Source organism: Pseudomonas sp. M20, assembly GCF_045037865.1.
Taxonomy (GTDB): domain Bacteria; phylum Pseudomonadota; class Gammaproteobacteria; order Pseudomonadales; family Pseudomonadaceae; genus Aquipseudomonas.
Genome location: NZ_CP173611.1, coordinates 1,041,591 through 1,061,521 on the forward strand (window position 1 = coordinate 1,041,591; position 19,931 = coordinate 1,061,521).

Below are 19,931 nucleotides of genomic sequence, written 5' to 3' on the forward strand. Positions count from 1 at the left end.
CAGCCCGAAATTGGGTCTGTAGCTCAGTTGGTTAGAGCGCACCCCTGATAAGGGTGAGGTCGGCAGTTCGAATCTGCCCAGACCCACCAATTTTGTGTGGGAAACGCCTGTAGAAATACGGGGCCATAGCTCAGCTGGGAGAGCGCCTGCCTTGCACGCAGGAGGTCAACGGTTCGATCCCGTTTGGCTCCACCACTACTGCTTCTAAAGTTTGAAAGCTTAGAAATGAGCATTCCATCGTTGTGATGATGAATGTTGATTTCTAGTCTTTGACTAGTTCGTTCTTTAAAAATTTGGGTATGTGATAGAAAGATAGACTGAACGTTACTTTCACTGGTAACGGATCAGGCTAAGGTAAAATTTGTGAGTTCTCTTAGTTGAGAAATTCGAATTTTCGGCGAATGTCGTCTTCACAGTATAACCAGATTGCTTGGGGTTATATGGTCAAGTGAAGAAGCGCATACGGTGGATGCCTTGGCAGTCAGAGGCGATGAAAGACGTGGTAGCCTGCGAAAAGCTTCGGGGAGTCGGCAAACAGACTTTGATCCGGAGATGTCTGAATGGGGGAACCCAGCCATCATAAGATGGTTATCTTGTACTGAATACATAGGTGCAAGAGGCGAACCAGGGGAACTGAAACATCTAAGTACCCTGAGGAAAAGAAATCAACCGAGATTCCCTTAGTAGTGGCGAGCGAACGGGGACTAGCCCTTAAGTGGCTTTGAGATTAGCGGAACGCTCTGGAAAGTGCGGCCATAGTGGGTGATAGCCCTGTACGCGAAAATCTCTTAGTCATGAAATCGAGTAGGACGGAGCACGAGAAACTTTGTCTGAATATGGGGGGACCATCCTCCAAGGCTAAATACTACTGACTGACCGATAGTGAACTAGTACCGTGAGGGAAAGGCGAAAAGAACCCCGGAGAGGGGAGTGAAATAGATCCTGAAACCGTATGCGTACAAGCAGTGGGAGCCCACTTTGTTGGGTGACTGCGTACCTTTTGTATAATGGGTCAGCGACTTATTTTCAGTGGCGAGCTTAACCGAATAGGGGAGGCGTAGCGAAAGCGAGTCTTAATAGGGCGTCTAGTCGCTGGGAATAGACCCGAAACCGGGCGATCTATCCATGGGCAGGTTGAAGGTTGGGTAACACTAACTGGAGGACCGAACCGACTACCGTTGAAAAGTTAGCGGATGACCTGTGGATCGGAGTGAAAGGCTAATCAAGCTCGGAGATAGCTGGTTCTCCTCGAAAGCTATTTAGGTAGCGCCTCATGTATCACTGTAGGGGGTAGAGCACTGTTTCGGCTAGGGGGTCATCCCGACTTACCAAACCGATGCAAACTCCGAATACCTACAAGTGCCGAGCATGGGAGACACACGGCGGGTGCTAACGTCCGTCGTGAAAAGGGAAACAACCCAGACCGTCAGCTAAGGTCCCAAAGTTATGGTTAAGTGGGAAACGATGTGGGAAGGCTTAGACAGCTAGGAGGTTGGCTTAGAAGCAGCCACCCTTTAAAGAAAGCGTAATAGCTCACTAGTCGAGTCGGCCTGCGCGGAAGATGTAACGGGGCTCAAACCATACACCGAAGCTACGGGTATCATCTTCGGATGATGCGGTAGAGGAGCGTTCTGTAAGCCTGTGAAGGTGAGTTGAGAAGCTTGCTGGAGGTATCAGAAGTGCGAATGCTGACATGAGTAACGACAATGGGTGTGAAAAACACCCACGCCGAAAGACCAAGGTTTCCTGCGCAACGTTAATCGACGCAGGGTTAGTCGGTCCCTAAGGCGAGGCTGAAAAGCGTAGTCGATGGAAAACAGGTTAATATTCCTGTACTTCTGGTTATTGCGATGGAGGGACGGAGAAGGCTAGGCCAGCTTGGCGTTGGTTGTCCAAGTTTAAGGTGGTAGGCTGAGATCTTAGGTAAATCCGGGATCTTAAGGCCGAGAGCTGATGACGAGTGTTCTTTTAGAACACGAAGTGGTTGATGCCATGCTTCCAAGAAAAGCTTCTAAGCTTCAGGTAACCAGGAACCGTACCCCAAACCGACACAGGTGGTTGGGTAGAGAATACCAAGGCGCTTGAGAGAACTCGGGTGAAGGAACTAGGCAAAATGGCACCGTAACTTCGGGAGAAGGTGCGCCGGTGAGGGTGAAGGACTTGCTCCGTAAGCTCATGCCGGTCGAAGATACCAGGCCGCTGCGACTGTTTATTAAAAACACAGCACTCTGCAAACACGAAAGTGGACGTATAGGGTGTGACGCCTGCCCGGTGCCGGAAGGTTAATTGATGGGGTTAGCTAACGCGAAGCTCTTGATCGAAGCCCCGGTAAACGGCGGCCGTAACTATAACGGTCCTAAGGTAGCGAAATTCCTTGTCGGGTAAGTTCCGACCTGCACGAATGGCGTAACGATGGCGGCGCTGTCTCCACCCGAGACTCAGTGAAATTGAAATCGCTGTGAAGATGCAGTGTATCCGCGGCTAGACGGAAAGACCCCGTGAACCTTTACTATAGCTTTGCACTGGACTTTGAATTTGCTTGTGTAGGATAGGTGGGAGGCTTTGAAGCGTGGACGCCAGTTCGCGTGGAGCCATCCTTGAAATACCACCCTGGCAACTTTGAGGTTCTAACTCAGGTCCGTTATCCGGATCGAGGACAGTGTATGGTGGGTAGTTTGACTGGGGCGGTCTCCTCCTAAAGAGTAACGGAGGAGTACGAAGGTGCGCTCAGACCGGTCGGAAATCGGTCGTAGAGTATAAAGGCAAAAGCGCGCTTGACTGCGAGACAGACACGTCGAGCAGGTACGAAAGTAGGTCTTAGTGATCCGGTGGTTCTGTATGGAAGGGCCATCGCTCAACGGATAAAAGGTACTCCGGGGATAACAGGCTGATACCGCCCAAGAGTTCATATCGACGGCGGTGTTTGGCACCTCGATGTCGGCTCATCACATCCTGGGGCTGAAGCCGGTCCCAAGGGTATGGCTGTTCGCCATTTAAAGTGGTACGCGAGCTGGGTTTAGAACGTCGTGAGACAGTTCGGTCCCTATCTGCCGTGGACGTTTGAGATTTGAGAGGGGCTGCTCCTAGTACGAGAGGACCGGAGTGGACGAACCTCTGGTGTTCCGGTTGTCACGCCAGTGGCATTGCCGGGTAGCTATGTTCGGGAAAGATAACCGCTGAAAGCATCTAAGCGGGAAACTTGCCTCAAGATGAGATCTCACTGGAACCTTGAGTTCCCTGAAGGGCCGTCGAAGACTACGACGTTGATAGGTTGGGTGTGTAAGCGCTGTGAGGCGTTGAGCTAACCAATACTAATTGCCCGTGAGGCTTGACCATATAACACCCAAGCAATTTGTGAACTCGAGAGAGACCAGATTGCGGTGTGTGAAGACGAAACGAACCGAAAGTTTGATGTTCACAAAACACCGAAAGCTGTCACATACCCAATTTGCTGAAGCGAGGCCCTCTGGTCACGACTCAGTACCCGAATTTCTTGACGACCATAGAGCGTTGGAACCACCTGATCCCATCCCGAACTCAGCAGTGAAACGATGCATCGCCGATGGTAGTGTGGGGTTTCCCCATGTGAGAGTAGGTCATCGTCAAGATTAAATTCCGAAACCCCAATTGCGAAAGCAGTTGGGGTTTTGTTTTGCCTGCAGAAAAGTTTTCCAACGCACTGAGCCGCCCCAACCGTCGCAAGAGTGGCCATTGGGGAAATTCCTTCTGAAGTGACCGGACAGTTTTTGGTATGGTGCAGCTCGTTTTTTAACGGACTGATGTCATGCCCACGGATCGGCACTCATTTATGTCAAAGAGTTGCTGTAGAAATGCCTGAACCCATCCCGATCAAGGATCACGAAAAAGAGACGCGCCTGGTCAACAAACGGTTGATCGCCTGCGCCTTGTTTGTCTTTGCCATCAGCTGCGCCTTGGTCGTGCGCCTGTACATTCTGCAAGTGGTGGAGTTCGACTACCACTCGACCATCTCCGAAAACAACCGCGTCCACGTCTTGCCGATCCCGCCGACGCGCGGTTTGATCTACGACCGCAATGGCGTGCTGCTTGCCGATAACCGCCCTAGTTTCAACCTGACCATCACCCGCGAACGCGCCAATGACGTCAATCAAGAACTGGACGAGGTCATCAATCTTCTGCACCTGCCAGCAGAAGATCGCACCGTCTTCGACAAGGCCATGAAGCAGTCCCGCCACCCGTTCACGCCGGTGACGCTGTTCTATGAGCTGACGGAAGAGCAAATTGCCGTACTGGCCGTCAACGAGTTCCGTCTTCCCGGCCTCGATGTCGAGCCGCAGTTTGTCCGCCACTACCCACTCGGCGCACATTTCGCCCACTCGATCGGTTACGTTGGCCGGATCAACGAAAAAGAATCCAAAAGCCTCGACTCGGTTGAATACCGTGGTACCCAATCCATTGGCAAAACGGGTATCGAGCGTTTCTACGAAGCGCAGTTGCACGGCCATGTCGGTTATGAAGAGGTGGAAACCAACGCCCAGGGGCGCGTACTCCGTGTGCTCAAACACACCGACCCGGTTCCCGGCCAGAACATCGTCCTGAGCCTCGACATCAAACTTCAGGAAGCTGCCGAAGCCGCGCTGGGTGATCGTCGTGGTTCCGTGGTAGCGCTCGATCCGTCGACCGGCGAAGTGTTGGCCATGGTCAGCAATCCCAGCTTCGATCCGAATCTGTTCGTCACCGGTATCAGTTCCAAGGAATACTCGGCGCTGCGAGATTCGATCGACCGTCCGCTGTTCAACCGCGTACTGCGCGGGCTCTACGCGCCGGGCTCGACGATCAAGCCAGAGGTGGCCATCGCCGGACTTGACGCTGGTGTTGTGACGCCGCAGACCCGCGTCTTCGACCCCGGTTATTACCAACTCCCGGACTTCGATCACAAGTACCGCAACTGGAACCACAGCGGCGACGGCTGGGTGGACATGGACGCGGCGATCATGCGTTCCAATGACACCTATTTCTACGACCTCGCGCATAAGCTCGGCATCGATCGTCTGCACGATTACATGGCCATGTTCGGCCTCGGTGAGAAAGTCTCGCTGGACATGTTTGAAGAGTCGCCCGGTTTGATGCCGTCGCAGGCCTGGAAGCGCGCGACCCGCCGGCAAGCCTGGTTCCCTGGCGAAACCGTCATCCTTGGCATTGGCCAGGGCTACATGCAGGTGACGCCGCTACAGCTGGCTCAAGCCACGGCGTTGATCGCCAACAAAGGGGTATGGAATCGTCCGCACCTGGCCAAGACCGTCGATGGTGTCGCTCCGGTCGACGAGCATCCGATGCCGAACATCCTGCTAAAGGATCCGCGTGACTGGGAACAGGTCAACCACGGTATGCAGATGGTGATGCATGATGCCCGCGGAATCGCGCGTGCGGCGGCGGCAGGCGCGCAATACCGCATCGCTGGCAAGAGTGGTACGGCGCAAGTGGTGGCTATCAAGCAGGGCGAACGCTACAACCGTGAGAAAACCCTCGAACGCCACCGCGACAACGCCTTGTTCGTTGGCTTCGCCCCGGCCGAGCATCCGAAGATCGCGATTTCGGTGATGATCGAAAACGGCGAGGCCGGTGGTCGTGTCGCAGGCCCTGTAGTGCGGCAGATCATGGACGCCTGGTTACTCGATCAGGACGGCCATCTCAAGCCGCAATACGCCGCGCCGACGAAAGCGCCGGGTGACCCGCACGTTTAACCTTCAACAGCTCACAGCACCGGTTCACGCAAGCTGAGCCGATGTTGTGAGCGTCCCCTGCAAAGCCTATTTGCAGCGGTAACCCTCGGGCATCGTGACGGAGTAGTTGCGCTGCACACGGTCCTCGAAGTTCAGGTTCTGCAAGCCTTGCTCCACTAGAAATTCTTCGACCTTGGAGGCTTGGCAGTCTTCGTTGTAAGACGAAGCGCGAAGCAGGTAGACCGGTCGCTTACTGACTTCATCGCGTGCGGTGGCAATAAAGGTACTAAGCGTGGTGTAACCGGTGCGCTCAGAAGTACCTATCGGGCCGTAGGTGGTGTTTGGTTTACTCGTGCAGGTCATTCGGTCGTCTTTTTTCTTGCTGTTCTTGCACACGGTAGAGGTGCTGGTCGGCACTTGCCCATAGTCGGTGGCGGTATAGCGGTAAGTCACCTGTCGACTGCCAATATCGAGGCTGACAGTCATTTTTATCGGCGCGTGGTTCTTTGGCAGACTGGCGTCGGTATAGACCTCCTGAAAACCCCTGTCTTTCAGCGCGTTAACCATGTCGCGAAGATAATAGCGGGCATTAAGAGCGTTTTCGTCGCTGCCACTCGCAGACGTCACCAGCACAGTCGCCTTTCGGTCAAAATGATACTCCGGATCAGGTGTGGCATTTAGCGCTACGTCCATTTGCGTGGCGCAGCCGCTGATCAACGCTGTCAGTAAAAACAGCGCGCAAAGTAAAAACCGGGTCATGACAAAGCCGCCTTACAAACTAAGGATTGAATAAGAGTTAAACGGTGTGGACTGGCGAAAATTAACTGGCGCGCCTGCGCAAGGCTCAGTCTTTCTGGTATTCCAGCAAGTCGCCTGGCTGGCAATCGAGTGCTGCGCACAGCTTGTCCAGGGTGGCCATCTTCACGCCCTTGACCTTGCCATTCTTCAGTAATGACAGATTGGCCTCGGTGATGCCCAGCAGGCTGGCCAACTCTTTCGAGCGAATTTTTTGCGTGGCCATGACAACGTCAAGGCGGACGATAATGGTCATTGTATTGTTCTATATGTATTGACTTTGCTCATCGCTGAGTACTTTTGCATCGCGCATGATAATTGAAAATAAACAGAGCAATACGCCTTTGACAATCTCATAGGCAGAAGAGGAAGACAGGCCAATCGAGAATTGAAAGATGCGATCCCCAGGAGGCAGATCAATAGACAGTGCCAAACCTTGCAAGGTCTCTATCAGCGGGTAGGCGGCCGGAGAAATGATGCACAGAATCCCCACTCGCCACAGCACCTTGATATTACGCTCGGTCCAGGTTTCGCCGCGGGACAAGCGCAGGAAAAACAACCCTGTCAGCCAGAGCACGTAAGTTGAAAGCAGAACGGGCAGAAAATCCAAAACGACGAGCAGCGCCGTAACCAATGGTGAGAGCCATGTGTCGGGGGCAAGCAACGCACCTTCGACAAATGGATCAAGTAATTGCGGCGAGTTTTCGGCGAAGGCGTAGAGCAAAGCCGCGAGCATTTCATCTGTTTTAAACAACCAGATCGAAGCGTTGCCACCGACCTCGGTCATCCCTAAAACCCAGACAAGAATCGCTGCCAGTAGTCCGACCCAATGCATACGCTGCAGTGCCAATCCGTTGTTACGATTACTCATGAAAAATCCTTGCGGTGTCATTGGGAATGACTAATTCTCGATGTTAAATTATCGAATGGCAATAATAAATTGTTCTTGTTTTGTTAAGAGCGCTTTTGAAACGGGATGCCAGACCACGGCATCATCTTCATTTCATTCGCTTTTGGGGGGATTTCAATGTCGATAGGCTCTCGAATTCGAATCAAGTCGAGAGCAGGGGAGGGACGCGATCCACTCGGTGGCCGCTGGTATCGATGATGGGGGCAGGGATTGATTAGAGCGGGGACACACGCCACAGGCATGCTCAGTCGCCCGCTCCTGTAGCGCTTACTTGATCTCGGTAACGAAGTTTTCCCGCGATCGGCGAACCTTTTTCAAGTTAACCAACCAGTCTCCCTCAGCAGCTCGATGGCCCAACGGCAGAATCACCACACTGCGCAAGTTGCGAGCCGAGAGTCCGAGGATTTCATCGATGGCTGCCGGGTCGAAACCTTCCATCGGTGTCGCGTCGACTTCTTCAAATGCCGCAGCGATCAGAGCCGAGCCAAGACCAATATAAGCCTGCCGTGCGGCCGCTTGATAATTAGCCTCTTTGCCACGTCCAGCAACGATGCCCAAGAGCATCTGGCGGTAATTTTCCCATCCTTCGTTAACGGTCCCGCGAACTTCGTTGGTCAGGTCGAACATCATGTTGACCCGCTCCGCAGTGATGTCGTCCCATGCGGCGAACACCAACAAGTGAGAGCAGTCGGTAACCTGCTGCTGGTTCCAACTGACGGCTTTGATCTTTTCGCGAATCTCTGCATTGGTCACTACGAGCAATTCAAAAGGCTGCAGTCCGCTTGATGTCGGCGTTAAACGCACCGCTTCCAGAATGCGCTCGATTTTTTCATCGGGCACCGTCCGGGAAGGGTCGTACTTTTTCGTTGCATAGCGCCATTTCAGCAGGTCTGTCAGTGTGCTCATCATCAAATTCCATAAAGGTGAAAGATGTTCAGGTCGGTCATAACGACTGGCTGTCGTGCTGAACCTGGGCTTATGCTAACGATTAAAGCCAACTTGAAGGTCAAGCAGTTTTTATGAAGATTGGAGAGGTTTCCAAGCGCACTGGTGTTGCCGCTTCGGCCATTCGCTATTACGAGGAGCAAGGGTTACTGGAGCCTTCTACCCGTGACGCCAATGGATATCGCCACTACGCCGAGGCGGCTGTTGCGCGATTGATACTGGTGCGCGATGCGCAACGGCTTGGTTTTTCTCTTGAGACCATTCGCGTCTGTTCTTGCAGGATGGCAGTTGTTCGAAATCGCTGACCATCGAGCAAATCGATATCCGTATGGATGAGATACGCCAGATCGAGGCCAACCTGGCGATGCAACGTGAGGGATTGTTGCGGCTGCGGCATGTGCTTGAGGAAAGTTTGCGCAGTGGTGCTCCTGTCGTGTGCGCGAGTGTGCACAGGGCCGAGTCGTATCGGCCTGAGCAGAACATGATCACGCGCAACGCATTGCACGGGCGTTGACCCACATTTGAAATGCGTTCCAATGTGGGAGCGAGCCTGCTCGCGAAAGATCCCTCAAAACCGCCGGAAAAAAATCAGGCCCCGGGCACCGGGCAGCTCATGTCACCTTCTTCACACTTCAAATACTGTTTCAGCGCCTCAACCCGGACCTTGGTCACGCCGGTCAGGCAACTGCTGTAAACCCACGGATAAACGCTCCCGCCAGTTACCCCGGACGATGAAAACTTGCACTCGGCATCCCGAAACCCGAGCCACGCCCGTTGCGCACTGACCAACAGCTTCTTGCCATCCGGGTTGTCCTTCAAACGCCCGGTGATCTGCTGGTACACCGTGTTCAGTTCTTTGTCCGCCGCTTTGAAGTCCTGCCCGGCGCACTGATTCATCGTCGCCTGATCGCTGGCGTTGGCGCAGTCGACCGCAGCGTGAGCGAGGGGGGTGAACAGGAAGGGCGTCAAGGCCAGAAGCAGGCGTGGGGACATAGTCAAATCTCGCTGTATCAAAGTAAGTGCCGAGCAGTGTAGCGGCTGCGTCGCGCTTATTCAGGTGCGCGCATTCGGGAAGCCGCGAGCAAACGGTCGGCGGTCGCCGCAATCTCTTCACCGTCGTGCAGCTTTTCCAGCCAGTGTTCAGGAATCCCCCGCACGCCGTAATAGGCGCCGGCCAATTGGCCGGTGATCGCGGCAGTGGTATCGGCGTCATCGCCCAGGTTGGCCGCCCGCAAAATGGCCGCTTCGAAGCTGTCCGTGTGGTGAAAGCACCACAACGCCGCTTCCAGCGACTGCACGCTGTAGCCACTACCTTTGATGTCTGCCTCGGACAGACCGAGGAAATCGCCACGCCCAATGGAAGCAACCTTGGGTTGCGAGAAGCTGGCGAGTGGCAGCTGACGCAGTTCGGCTTTGCTCGCGCCTTCAAGCGCGCAGGCGATCAACCCGGCCAGCAATTGGCAGCATTCGATGGCTTCAGGTGCTGCGTGGGTGGTTCGGGAACTGTCGGCGGCGAAGCTCTGGATTTTCCGGGCGTCGGGAAAGTAGAACAGCACCACTGGCACCAGACGCATCAGCGAACCGTTGCCGGCGCTGTACGGGTCGGTCGAGCCGGCGAAGGGATCAGCGGTTTGTTGATATTGCGCCAGCGCCTGACTGACGGTCATGCCTATATCGAAACACTCACCGGTCGAGCTGAGATAGCCCCATTGCCACCAGTTGAGGTAGCGGCCCATCTGATCAGCGGCATTGAATCCATTTTTGTTCAGCAAGCTTTCCGCCAGACACAGCGCCATCGAGGTGTCATCGGTCCATTGCCCGGGCTTGAGGTGGAATGGGCCAGCACCAACCATATCGGTCAACGGTTGGAATGATCCCCGTGGTTTGAACTCAACCGTAGTACCGACAGCGTCGCCGCACGCCAGACCGAGCAGGGCACCGCGGTAACGTTCAGCGAGGGATGGCGGCATGAGCGTCCTTGTAGATTCAAATTCGCTGGAAAAGGTAACAGTTTCGTTAGGCGGAGGGTGCCTGGATTCATCACAGCACCGGTCAAAAAGTGCAGCTTGATGTGTCCTTGCAGGTGAATGACTGCACCGCTCTGATACAACTTCACATTGGACATGTGGTCATACAAGCCTAGTGTTCAGAACAGGAGGTGACGTATGAAACCAGTACCCAATAGTTTCGAACGCAAAATCACGCTCAAGGCGCCGCGTTCGCATGTCTGGCGTGCATTGGTCGATGCCGAGGCGTTTGGCCAGTGGTTTGGGGTGGCGCTTGAGGGCCGGCGGTTTATTGCCGGTGAGTGGACGCAAGGGCAGGTCACGTATCCGGGTTATGAACACGTGTTGTGGAATGTGCTGATCGAACGGGTCGAGCCGCAGCAGTTGTTTTCGTTTCGCTGGCATCCGTATGCGGTCAATCCGAAGATCGACTATTCCCAGGAGCCGACAACGCTGGTCAGGTTCGAGCTGGAAGACTTCGAGAGTGGCACGTTGCTGAAAGTGTCCGAATCGGGCTTCGCGCACATTCCCGACATTCGCCAGAAAGAGGCGTATTACATGGACAGCCGTGGCTGGGAGGAGCAGTTGAGCCGCCTCGAACAGTTTCTTGCCGAGAGCGCCAAGGCCCGCGAGCGTGACAGTGGCTGATATTTTCCAACCTTGGCTCAAGCGCTGGGGATTGGTCACGGACGGCGTGCCGATCATCACGCAAGGCAGCCGTTTGTTGCCGGTACGCCTGAACGACATTCCGGCCATGCTCAAGGTAGCGCTGGATGTCGACGAGAAGTACGGCAATCGGCTGATGACCTGGTGGGACGGTGACGGCGCTGCGCAAGTCTTGGCGCATCACGAGGATGGCCTGTTGATGGAGCGCGCCATGGGCAGCCGCTCGCTGATGCACATGGCAATGAATGGCGAAGACGACGAGGCGAGCCGGATTCTCTGTTCGGCGCTGGCGCGATTGCATGCACCGCGTGAAACGCCGTCTCCGCCGCTGGTGGAGTTAGGGCCATGGTTTGCTTCGCTGCGCATCGCGGCTGCACAACATGGCGGTCTCTACGCCCTGAGCCTGCAAACCGCCGAAGCCCTGCTCGCCGACCCACAGGAAGTGGTGGTGCTGCACGGCGACATGCATCACGACAATGTGCTGGATTTCCAATCGCGTGGCTGGCTGGCAATCGATCCGAAACGGGTCAGAGGCGAGCGTGGTTTTGATTACGCCAACCTGATTTGCAACCCGGACTTGCCAACGGCCACCGATCGCCAGCGCTTTCGCCGGCAGCTGGATGTGATTGTCCAAGCTGCCATGCTTGATCGCCGCAGGCTGCTGCAATGGGTGCTGGCGTTCGCCGGTTTGTCGGCAGCCTGGTTTTTGGAGGATGACGCGTTGGGGCAAGCCTCTGGGCAGCTGAAAGTCGCGCAGATCGCGGCTTCCATGCTTGATGCCTGACACAGCTAGGGGTTTTCGGAAGGGTTGCTATGGCGAATGTCTTACACGCACTGGTAGCTTTTACGACTATTGCTGATTGGATCCACTGCGTAATCTACACACATCAACTGAGACACAGGGAGTGTTTCAGGATCACGGATGATCGACCATTTGCAAGGATCGCTGCCGACAGGGAGTCGATAATGGTCTTGGGAAAAACCCGCTTCGGCGGGTTTTTTTTCGCCTGTATGTAGGAGCTGCCGCAGGCTGCGATCTTTTGACTTTGGCTTTTAAAAGCAAGATCAAAAGATCGCAGCCTGCGGCAGCTCCTACTTTGGTTTGTGCGTTACGAGGCGATCAATTGGCGCAGGACGTAATGCAAAATCCCGCCCGATTTGAAGTATTCCACCTCATTCAACGTATCGATCCGGCACAACACCTCGATCTTCTCTTGGCGCCCGTCCTCACGGGTAATCACCAGCGGCAGATTCATTCGCGGTGTCAGCTCGACGCCGGTGAGGCCCAGAATCTCGAAGGTTTCCTTGCCGGTCAGGTTTAGGCTCTTGCGGTTCTGATCAAGCTTGAACTGCAGCGGCAGCACACCCATGCCCACCAGATTGGAACGGTGGATCCGCTCGAAGCTTTCCGCGATCACCGCTTTCACGCCGAGCAAATTGGTGCCCTTGGCCGCCCAGTCACGGCTGGAACCGGTGCCGTACTCTTGCCCGGCAATCACCACCAGCGGTGTGCCCGAAGCCTGGTACTTCATCGCCGCATCGTAGATCGCCAGTTTCTCGCCGGTCGGAATGTAGATCGTGTTGCCACCTTCTTCACCGCCGAGCATTTCATTGCGAATACGGATGTTGGCGAAGGTGCCGCGCATCATCACTTCATGATTGCCGCGCCGTGAGCCGTAAGAGTTGAAGTCCCGTGGCTCCACGCCTTTTTCGCGCAGATAACGCCCGGCCGGGCTGTCAGCCTTGATGTTGCCGGCGGGGGAAATATGATCGGTGGTTACCGAGTCGCCGAGCAGGGCCAATACTCGTGCACCTTTGACGTCCTTGATGTCCGGCAGTGGGCCGGAGATATCGTCGAAGAAAGGCGGGTGCTGGATGTAGGTCGAATCGTCCTGCCACACGTAAGTCGCCGCTTGCGGAACCTCGATGGCCTGCCACTGCTCATCACCGGCAAACACTTCGGCGTATTCCTTATGGAACATCGCCGTGTTGACCTGATTGACCGCATCGGCGATCTCTTTACTCGATGGCCAGATATCGCGCAGGTACACCGGATTGCCTTGCTGGTCCTCGCCCAGCGGTTCGCTGCTGATATCGCTGCGCACACTGCCGGCCAAGGCATAGGCGACCACCAGCGGTGGCGAGGCCAGCCAGTTGGTTTTTACCAGTGGATGCACGCGGCCTTCGAAGTTGCGGTTACCGGACAGCACGGATGCCACGGTGAGGTCGGCTTTCTGGATGGCATTCTCGATCGGTTCCGGCAGCGGTCCGGAGTTGCCGATGCAGGTGGTGCAGCCATAGCCGACCAGGGAAAACCCGAGCCGGTCGAGATACTGCGTTAGCCCCGCCGCCTTGTAGTAGTCGGTGACCACTTTCGAACCCGGCGCCAGCGAACTCTTCACCCACGGTTTGCGGGTCAGGCCTTTCTCCACGGCTTTCTTCGCCAACAACCCGGCGGCCATCATCACGCTCGGGTTGGAGGTGTTGGTGCAGGAGGTAATTGCGGCGATGACCACCGCACCGTTTTTCAGGCGATAGGTGTGGCCTTCGTATTCGTAATCGGTTTCGCCGACCAGATCTGCATTGCCCACGGCGACGCCACCACCGCCCTCACTCTCCAGACGTCCTTCTTCCTTGCTGGTGGGTTTGAATTGCAGGTCGATGAAGTCGCTGAAGGCTTGCGGTACATTCGGCAGCGAGACGCGATCCTGTGGACGTTTCGGTCCGGCCAGGCTCGCTTCGACGCTGCCCATGTCCAGCGCCAAGCTGTCGGTGAACACCGGCTCCTGACCGGGCAGACGCCACAACCCCTGAGCCTTGGTGTACGCCTCGACCAGTTTCACCGTTTCTGGCGGCCGACCCGACAGGCGCAGGTATTCAAGCGTCACGTCGTCGACAGGGAAAAAACCGCACGTCGCGCCGTATTCCGGGGCCATGTTAGCGATGGTTGCACGGTCGGCCAGCGGCAGGTCGGCGAGGCCGTCACCGTAGAACTCGACGAACTTGCCCACTACGCCTTTCTTACGCAGCATCTGCGTCACCGTCAGCACCAGGTCGGTGGCCGTGATGCCTTCCTTGAGTTTGCCGGTCAGTTTGAAACCGATCACTTCCGGAATCAGCATCGACACCGGTTGCCCGAGCATCGCCGCTTCCGCTTCGATCCCGCCGACGCCCCAGCCGAGTACGCCGAGGCCGTTGATCATGGTGGTGTGCGAGTCGGTACCGACCAGCGTGTCGGGGAACGCGTAGGTGCGGCCGTCTTCATCCTTGGTCCACACGGTGCGGCCGAGGTATTCGAGATTGACCTGATGGCAGATGCCGGTGCCCGGCGGCACCACGCTGAAGTTGTCAAAAGCGCTCTGGCCCCAACGCAGGAAGGCATAACGTTCGCCGTTGCGCTGCATTTCGATGTCGACGTTCTGCTCGAACGCGCTAGGCGTGGCGAATTTGTCGACCATCACCGAGTGGTCGATCACCAGATCCACCGGCGACAGCGGATTGATTCGCTGTGGATCGCCACCGGCCTTGGCCATCGCCGCACGCATCGCGGCGAGATCAACCACGGCGGGTACGCCGGTAAAATCCTGCATCAAGACGCGGGCCGGGCGGTACTGGATTTCACGATCGGAGCGACGCTCCTTGAGCCACGCCGCAATCGCCTTGAGGTCGGCGCCGGTGACAGTTTTTTCATCTTCCCAGCGCAGCAGGTTTTCCAGCAGGACTTTCAGTGACATCGGTAACTTGTCGAGATCGCCCAGGCTTTTGGCGGCATCCGGCAAGCTGAAATAGTGGTAGGTCTTGTCGTCGATTTGCAGTGTTTTAAGGGTCTTCAGGCTATCGAGGGACGGCATTACGATCACTCCTTTGAATCCGCACGGCTACGGATTGAGGGGACGGGCAGAGCTACCAACGTAGCCCTGTTTTCATTAGCTGGCTAATAACTGGACTCTATGAGCGGAACCAAGGTTCCGACATCGGCTATCATGCGCCGGTTTTCGTGACAGGCTTTGCTGCAACGCAAGGTCTGGACATCGCGCAGTGGCCGAATGAACGCCCACTGCCCAGGAGTAAGAATGAACACCCTATTCATGCATTGCCGGCCAGGCTTCGAAGGCGAAGTCTGTTCGGAGATTTCCGACCTCGCCGCGCAACTCAACGTGGCCGGCTACGCCAAGGCCAAAGCGGCCACCGCCTTCGCCGAGTTTGTCTGCACCGAAGAAGACGGCGCCGAGCGCCTGATGCGCGGCCAGCGTTTCGCCGAATTGATCTTCCCGCGCCAATGGGCGCGCGGGGTATTCATCGATCTGCCGGAAACCGACCGCATCAGCGTGATTCTCGCGCACGTGGCCGAATTCCCGGTTTGCGGCAGCCTGTGGCTGGAAGTCGTCGACACCAACGACGGCAAGGAACTGTCGAACTTTTGCAAAAAATTTGAAGGCCCGTTGCGCAAGGCGCTGACCGGCGCCGGCAAACTGGTGGAGGACGCCAGCAAGCCGCGTCTGTTGCTGACCTTCAAGAGCGGTCGTGAAGTGTTTCTGGGGATGGCTGATGCCGGTAACTCGGCGATGTGGCCGATGGGTATTCCGCGCCTGAAGTTCCCGCGTGAGGCGCCAAGCCGTTCGACGCTGAAGCTGGAAGAGGCATGGCACCACTTCATCCCGCGTGATCAGTGGGAAGATCGCCTGCACAGCGACATGACCGGCGTCGACCTCGGTGCCGCGCCAGGCGGCTGGACCTGGCAACTGGTCAACCGCGGCATGCTGGTGACCGCCATCGACAACGGCCCGATGGCTGAGAGCCTGATGGACACCGGTCTGGTCCAGCATTTGATGGCCGACGGTTTCACCTTCAAGCCCAAGCAACCGGTGGACTGGATGGTCTGCGACATCGTCGAGAAACCGGCGCGCAACGCCGCGATGCTTGAAGAGTGGATCGGCGAAGGGCATTGCCGCGAGGCGGTGGTCAACCTGAAGTTGCCGATGAAGCAGCGTTACGCCGAAGTGAAGCGCTTGCTCGAACGCATTGCCGATGGTTTCAAGGCGCGCGGGATCAAGGTCGATATCGGCTGCAAACAGCTGTATCACGACCGCGAAGAAGTGACCTGCCACCTGCGCAGGCATGACGTGAAGAAAACCAAAGCTCGCTGAAACACCGCAAAACCCCTGTAGGAGCTGCCGCAGGCTGCGATCTTTTGATCTTAAAAAGCAAAGATCGCAGCCTTCGGCAGCGCCTACATAGGGTGTGGCGTAACACCACAGATGACCGAATACCCGGCAATGCGCGACAATGCCGGCCAGTTTCAGGAGTGAATCATGAGTGAAATGATCGATACCCCGGTCGACGGCACCCTCGACGCCACCGGCCTCAATTGCCCGGAACCGGTGATGATGCTGCACCAGCACATCCGTGACCTGGTACCCGGCGGCCTGCTCAAGGTGATTGCCACCGATCCATCGACTCGACGCGACATTCCCAAGTTCTGTGTGTTTCTCGACCACGAACTGGTGGGCCAGCACGAAGAGGCCGGTACTTACCTGTACTGGATCCGCAAGAAACACGCCTGAATACTAGGCGAACACAAAACCAAATGTGGGAGCGAGCCTGCTCGCGAAAGCGGTATCTCAGTCACTATTGATGGCGACTGATACAGCGCATTCGCGAGCAGGCTGGCTCCCACATTTTTTGTCCCGGTTTAAAGGGTTTAGCCCGCCGAGCGACTGATCCGAATACGTTTGCGCGCGCTACGCGTCAACCGAATCGACAGCATCAACGCCGCACAGCTCAAGCCAACGATCAGACCCTGCCACAAACCGCTCGGGCCGCGTGGTTCGCCGAGCCAGTCGGTCAGACCGAGGGCATAGCCCACCGGCAAACCAATGCCCCAATAGGCGAACAGGGTCAGGATCATCGTCACCCGCGTGTCCTGATAACCGCGCAGTGCGCCGGCAGCGGTCACCTGGATCGCGTCGGAAAACTGGAACAGCGCCGAATACACAATCAGCATCGCTGCAATGTGAATCACCGTCGGGTCAGCGGTGTAGATCGCCGCAATCGGCTCGCGCAGCAACAGCATCATGCTCGCCGACAGACAGGCGTAGGCCAGCGCGGTGCCCATACCGACGCCGGCAGCAAAACGTGCCTCGCGAGGTTCTTCTCGGCCCAGCGCCTGACCGACACGCACGGTTACAGCCATGCCCAGCGAATACGGAATCATGAACACCAGCGAACTGACGTTCAGCGCAATCTGATGCCCGGCCACCACGGTAGCGCCGAGGCTGCCGATCAACAGCGCGATTACGGCAAAAATGCTCGACTCGGCAAACACGGCGATGCCGATCGGCAGACCAATTGCCAGCAGACGCTTGATCACTGCCCATTGCGGCCAGTCGAAACGGCTGAAAATCTCGCTCGAACGATAGGCCGGCGCCCAGCGCTCATACCCAGCAAGCCCCAGCGCCATCACCCACATCACGATGGCCGTGGCCCAGCCGCAGCCAACGCCGCCCATGGCCGGCACGCCGAAGTCGCCATAGATGAAGACGTAGTTCAGCGGAATGTTCAGCGCCAGACCGCACAGGCCCAGCACCATTGCCGGACGGGTTCGACCGATGCCGTCACTGGTGCAACGCAGTACGTGATAGAACGCCACCGCCGGCAGACCGCTGGCGATGCCGTGCAGGTATTGCATGCACGGGCCGATCAACTCGGGATCGACTTTCATCAGGTGCAGTACCGGCTCGGCGGCAACCAGCATCGCGGTCGCGATCAGTCCGACCACCAGCGCCAGCCACAGCGCCTGACGCACGAGCGGGCCGATTTCGCTATGGGTGCCAGCCCCAAAACGCTGGGCGACTTTCGGCGTGGTTGCCAGCAGAGTGCCGGTCATCAGCAGAAACACCGGCACCCAGATCGAGTTGCCCAGCGCCACCGCCGCCAGATCTTTCGGCCCGACGCGCCCGGCCATCACTGCATCGACGAAGCCCATGGCTGTGGTCGCCAGTTGCGCGATGATGATCGGCAACGCGAGGGCGAGAAGGTTCTTGAACTCCAGGCGAATCCGCGCGGGGCGGGTCAGGGAGACGGCGACAGGTTGGTCAGTTACAGAATTCACAGGCAAAGCGTCCACAGGTGTTGATGCGCAAGGCGCCGCATTCTACGCCGCTGACGCCTTGGTCAGGAAAAATCCTCTGTTGCGGATTTGTAAGCGCAAAGCCTGCTGGCCCGGCGACCGATCTGCACCTAAACTGCCGATCCGCCAAAGGAGCCCGCCATGCTGATTGTTGCCGACGAAAATATCCCGCTGCTCGATGCCTTTTTTGCCGGTTTCGGCGAGATCCGCCGGGTGCCGGGCCGTTCCATCGACCGTGCGACGGTCGAGCAGGCCGACGTGTTGCTCGTACGTTCGGTGACCAACGTCAACCGTGCGTTGCTTGAAGGCAGCAAGGTACGTTTTGTCGGCACTTGCACCATCGGTACGGATCATCTGGATCTCGATTACTTCAATGAGGTCGGCATCACCTGGTCGAGTGCGCCTGGCTGCAATGCCCGTGGCGTGGTTGATTACGTGCTGGGTAGCCTGATGACGCTTGCCGAAATCGAAGGCGTCGATCTTGCTCAACGGACCTATGGTGTCGTCGGTGCCGGTGAAGTGGGCGGTCGTCTGATCAAGGTCCTGAAGGGCTTTGGCTGGAATGTCAAAGTCTGCGATCCGCCGCGTCAGGCTGCCGAGGGCGGCGATTACGTCAGCCTTGAAGCGATCATCGAACAGTGCGACGTGATCAGTCTGCACACGCCGTTGACCCGCAGAGGTGACGGCGCGACCTGGCATCTGTTCGATCAGCAACGTTTGCAGCAGCTCAAGCCCGGCGCATGGCTGATCAACGCGGCCCGTGGTCCCGTGGTGGATAACCTTGCCCTGCGCGAAGTGTTGCTGGAGCGTGAAGACCTGCAAGCCGTTCTCGACGTCTGGGAGGCCGAACCGGAGGTTGATGTGGCGTTGGCCGAACTCTGCGTGCTGGCGACCCCGCACATTGCCGGTTACAGCCTCGACGGCAAACAGCGCGGAACGGCGCAGATTTATCAGGCGTATTGCGCATTCAGCGGCCAACCGGCAATTATCCAACTCAGTGATCTGTTGCCGGCACCGTGGTTGTCTGAAGTGACCCTGCATGCTGACAGCGATCCGGCCTGGGCGCTGGCGATGTTGTGCCGTGGTGTGTACGACCCGCGCCGCGATGATGCGGATTTTCGCCGCAGCCTCGTAGGCAACGTCGGCGAGCAGCGGGCGGCGTTCGATGTGTTGCGCAAGCAATATCCGGTGCGGCGTGAGATTGAAGGGCTGAAGGTGCGGATTGAAGGGGCGTCGCCAGAGTTGGCGAAGATCGTGGCGGCGCTCGGCGCGGTGGCTGTCTAGAAACCGGGTCGGCCCTTTCGCGAGCAGGCTCGCTCCCACAGGAGATCTCAGCGAATAGAGGTCCATGTGGGAGCGAGCCTGCTCGCGAAGGGGGCGCCACAAATGCCGGATCTGCAGACAGAAAAAACCCGGTCAAAAGGACCGGGTCATGAAGACGGTGGCTATATCACTTTTGTTTGGCAGGCTTGACCAATCGCTTGTCCAGTTCGCGGCACGCGTCCTGGATCATGTCTTCAGTGATCGGTACTTCACGCCCATCCTTATCGATAATCGAGCAACCCAGAGTCTGGCCGGGCTTGGTGCGGATCACTTCAATTTTGTCTTCGCTGCTGTGTTGCAAGGACATGGCCTGTCTCCTCATCAGGTTGTGTGCCTAGGGTAAAACCGCCACGTGACCGGGCTGTGACAACTCCCTGCGGTCTGTCAGTGGGGCATCTCCACTCAAACAGAAACGACCGCTCGTCTCAACCGGGACTTTAGACCAATAGTAACTA

At 56.9% G+C, this 19,931-nt stretch carries 17 protein-coding genes, 2 tRNA genes and 2 rRNA genes; 12 read left to right on the forward strand and 9 right to left on the reverse strand.

Annotation, left to right across the window (positions count from 1 at the left end; all coding sequences use genetic code 11):
* Window positions 1-12: 12 nt before the first annotated feature.
* The 5 genes from ACI514_RS04715 to mrdA all read left to right on the forward strand — a co-directional run bounded on the left by ACI514_RS04715 (window position 13) and on the right by mrdA (window position 5,723).
* Window positions 13-89 (forward strand) — tRNA-Ile (locus ACI514_RS04715).
* Window positions 90-119: 30 nt separating this feature from the next.
* Window positions 120-195 (forward strand) — tRNA-Ala (locus ACI514_RS04720).
* A 247-nt stretch (window positions 196-442) separates the two neighbouring features.
* A 23S ribosomal RNA gene (locus ACI514_RS04725) occupies window positions 443-3,336 on the forward strand.
* A 156-nt stretch (window positions 3,337-3,492) separates the two neighbouring features.
* A 5S ribosomal RNA gene (gene rrf / locus ACI514_RS04730) occupies window positions 3,493-3,608 on the forward strand.
* A gap of 222 nt (window positions 3,609-3,830) precedes the next feature.
* Entirely contained in the window at window positions 3,831-5,723 is a 1,893-nt protein-coding gene (mrdA, locus tag ACI514_RS04735) for a penicillin-binding protein 2 (protein WP_160058838.1), read from the forward strand.
* Between the two features lie 66 nt (window positions 5,724-5,789).
* Here the strand turns inward: mrdA and ACI514_RS04740 are convergent, their stop codons facing one another.
* The 4 genes from ACI514_RS04740 to ACI514_RS04755 all read right to left on the reverse strand — a co-directional run bounded on the left by ACI514_RS04740 (window position 5,790) and on the right by ACI514_RS04755 (window position 8,313).
* Complete coding sequence (locus tag ACI514_RS04740) at window positions 5,790-6,461, reverse strand: hypothetical protein (RefSeq protein WP_405123164.1); 672 nt, start codon at window positions 6,459-6,461, stop codon at window positions 5,790-5,792.
* 85 nt (window positions 6,462-6,546) lie between these two features.
* The gene (locus tag ACI514_RS04745; RefSeq protein ID WP_007910409.1) at window positions 6,547-6,753 is read right to left on the reverse strand and encodes a helix-turn-helix transcriptional regulator; all 207 of its coding nucleotides are present in this window, start codon (window positions 6,751-6,753) and stop codon (window positions 6,547-6,549) included.
* A 9-nt stretch (window positions 6,754-6,762) separates the two neighbouring features.
* Window positions 6,763-7,368 carry a hypothetical protein gene (locus ACI514_RS04750; protein WP_160058836.1) on the reverse strand — a complete coding sequence of 202 codons (606 nt, stop codon included), beginning with the start codon at window positions 7,366-7,368 and terminating at the stop codon, window positions 6,763-6,765.
* Between the two features lie 306 nt (window positions 7,369-7,674).
* Window positions 7,675-8,313 carry an NAD(P)H-dependent oxidoreductase gene (locus ACI514_RS04755; protein ID WP_160058835.1) on the reverse strand — a complete coding sequence of 213 codons (639 nt, stop codon included), beginning with the start codon at window positions 8,311-8,313 and terminating at the stop codon, window positions 7,675-7,677.
* 113 nt (window positions 8,314-8,426) lie between these two features.
* On the opposite strand from ACI514_RS04755, the gene ACI514_RS04760 reads away from it, so the two are divergent.
* A complete protein-coding gene (locus ACI514_RS04760; protein ID WP_405123165.1) occupies window positions 8,427-8,657 on the forward strand; it encodes a MerR family transcriptional regulator in 231 nt (76 codons plus the stop codon).
* A 23-nt stretch (window positions 8,658-8,680) separates the two neighbouring features.
* On the forward strand, window positions 8,681-8,866 hold the full coding sequence (locus tag ACI514_RS04765) for a hypothetical protein (protein ID WP_405123166.1): 186 nt from the start codon (window positions 8,681-8,683) through the stop codon (window positions 8,864-8,866).
* Between the two features lie 74 nt (window positions 8,867-8,940).
* Here ACI514_RS04765 and ACI514_RS04770 read toward each other — a convergent pair whose 3' ends face one another.
* A complete protein-coding gene (locus ACI514_RS04770) occupies window positions 8,941-9,345 on the reverse strand; it encodes a lysozyme inhibitor LprI family protein (protein ID WP_160058833.1) in 405 nt (134 codons plus the stop codon).
* Between the two features lie 56 nt (window positions 9,346-9,401).
* Window positions 9,402-10,322 (reverse strand): ADP-ribosylglycohydrolase family protein, encoded by a 921-nt coding sequence (locus ACI514_RS04775; protein WP_160058832.1) that lies wholly within the window; start codon window positions 10,320-10,322, stop codon window positions 9,402-9,404.
* Between the two features lie 195 nt (window positions 10,323-10,517).
* Here ACI514_RS04775 and ACI514_RS04780 point away from each other — a divergent pair, with 195 nt between their 5' ends.
* Together ACI514_RS04780 and ACI514_RS04785 are read left to right on the forward strand one after the other, a co-directional pair.
* Window positions 10,518-11,006, forward strand: coding sequence for an SRPBCC family protein (locus ACI514_RS04780; protein WP_160058831.1), 489 nt, complete (start codon window positions 10,518-10,520; stop codon window positions 11,004-11,006).
* A complete protein-coding gene (locus tag ACI514_RS04785; protein WP_405123167.1) occupies window positions 10,993-11,808 on the forward strand; it encodes an aminoglycoside phosphotransferase family protein in 816 nt (271 codons plus the stop codon). Before ACI514_RS04780 ends, ACI514_RS04785 begins: the two co-directional genes overlap by 14 nt.
* Window positions 11,809-12,133: 325 nt before the next feature.
* Here the strand turns inward: ACI514_RS04785 and acnA are convergent, their stop codons facing one another.
* The gene (gene acnA, locus ACI514_RS04790; protein ID WP_405123168.1) at window positions 12,134-14,875 is read right to left on the reverse strand and encodes an aconitate hydratase AcnA; all 2,742 of its coding nucleotides are present in this window, start codon (window positions 14,873-14,875) and stop codon (window positions 12,134-12,136) included.
* Between the two features lie 222 nt (window positions 14,876-15,097).
* Here acnA and rlmM point away from each other — a divergent pair, with 222 nt between their 5' ends.
* A complete protein-coding gene (rlmM, locus tag ACI514_RS04795) occupies window positions 15,098-16,171 on the forward strand; it encodes a 23S rRNA (cytidine(2498)-2'-O)-methyltransferase RlmM (protein ID WP_160058829.1) in 1,074 nt (357 codons plus the stop codon).
* A 165-nt stretch (window positions 16,172-16,336) separates the two neighbouring features.
* Complete coding sequence (tusA, locus tag ACI514_RS04800) at window positions 16,337-16,588, forward strand: sulfurtransferase TusA (RefSeq protein WP_025111044.1); 252 nt, start codon at window positions 16,337-16,339, stop codon at window positions 16,586-16,588.
* A 137-nt stretch (window positions 16,589-16,725) separates the two neighbouring features.
* Here the strand turns inward: tusA and ACI514_RS04805 are convergent, their stop codons facing one another.
* Window positions 16,726-18,135, reverse strand: coding sequence for an MATE family efflux transporter (locus ACI514_RS04805; protein WP_405123169.1), 1,410 nt, complete (start codon window positions 18,133-18,135; stop codon window positions 16,726-16,728).
* A 159-nt stretch (window positions 18,136-18,294) separates the two neighbouring features.
* Here ACI514_RS04805 and pdxB point away from each other — a divergent pair, with 159 nt between their 5' ends.
* Entirely contained in the window at window positions 18,295-19,437 is a 1,143-nt protein-coding gene (gene pdxB, locus ACI514_RS04810; protein WP_405123170.1) for a 4-phosphoerythronate dehydrogenase PdxB, read from the forward strand.
* 166 nt (window positions 19,438-19,603) lie between these two features.
* On the opposite strand, the gene ACI514_RS04815 is transcribed toward pdxB, so the two are convergent.
* Window positions 19,604-19,783: a PA1571 family protein gene (locus ACI514_RS04815; protein WP_405123171.1), complete on the reverse strand. Its 180-nt coding sequence runs from the start codon at window positions 19,781-19,783 to the stop codon at window positions 19,604-19,606.
* Between the last annotated feature and the right edge of the window lie 148 nt (window positions 19,784-19,931).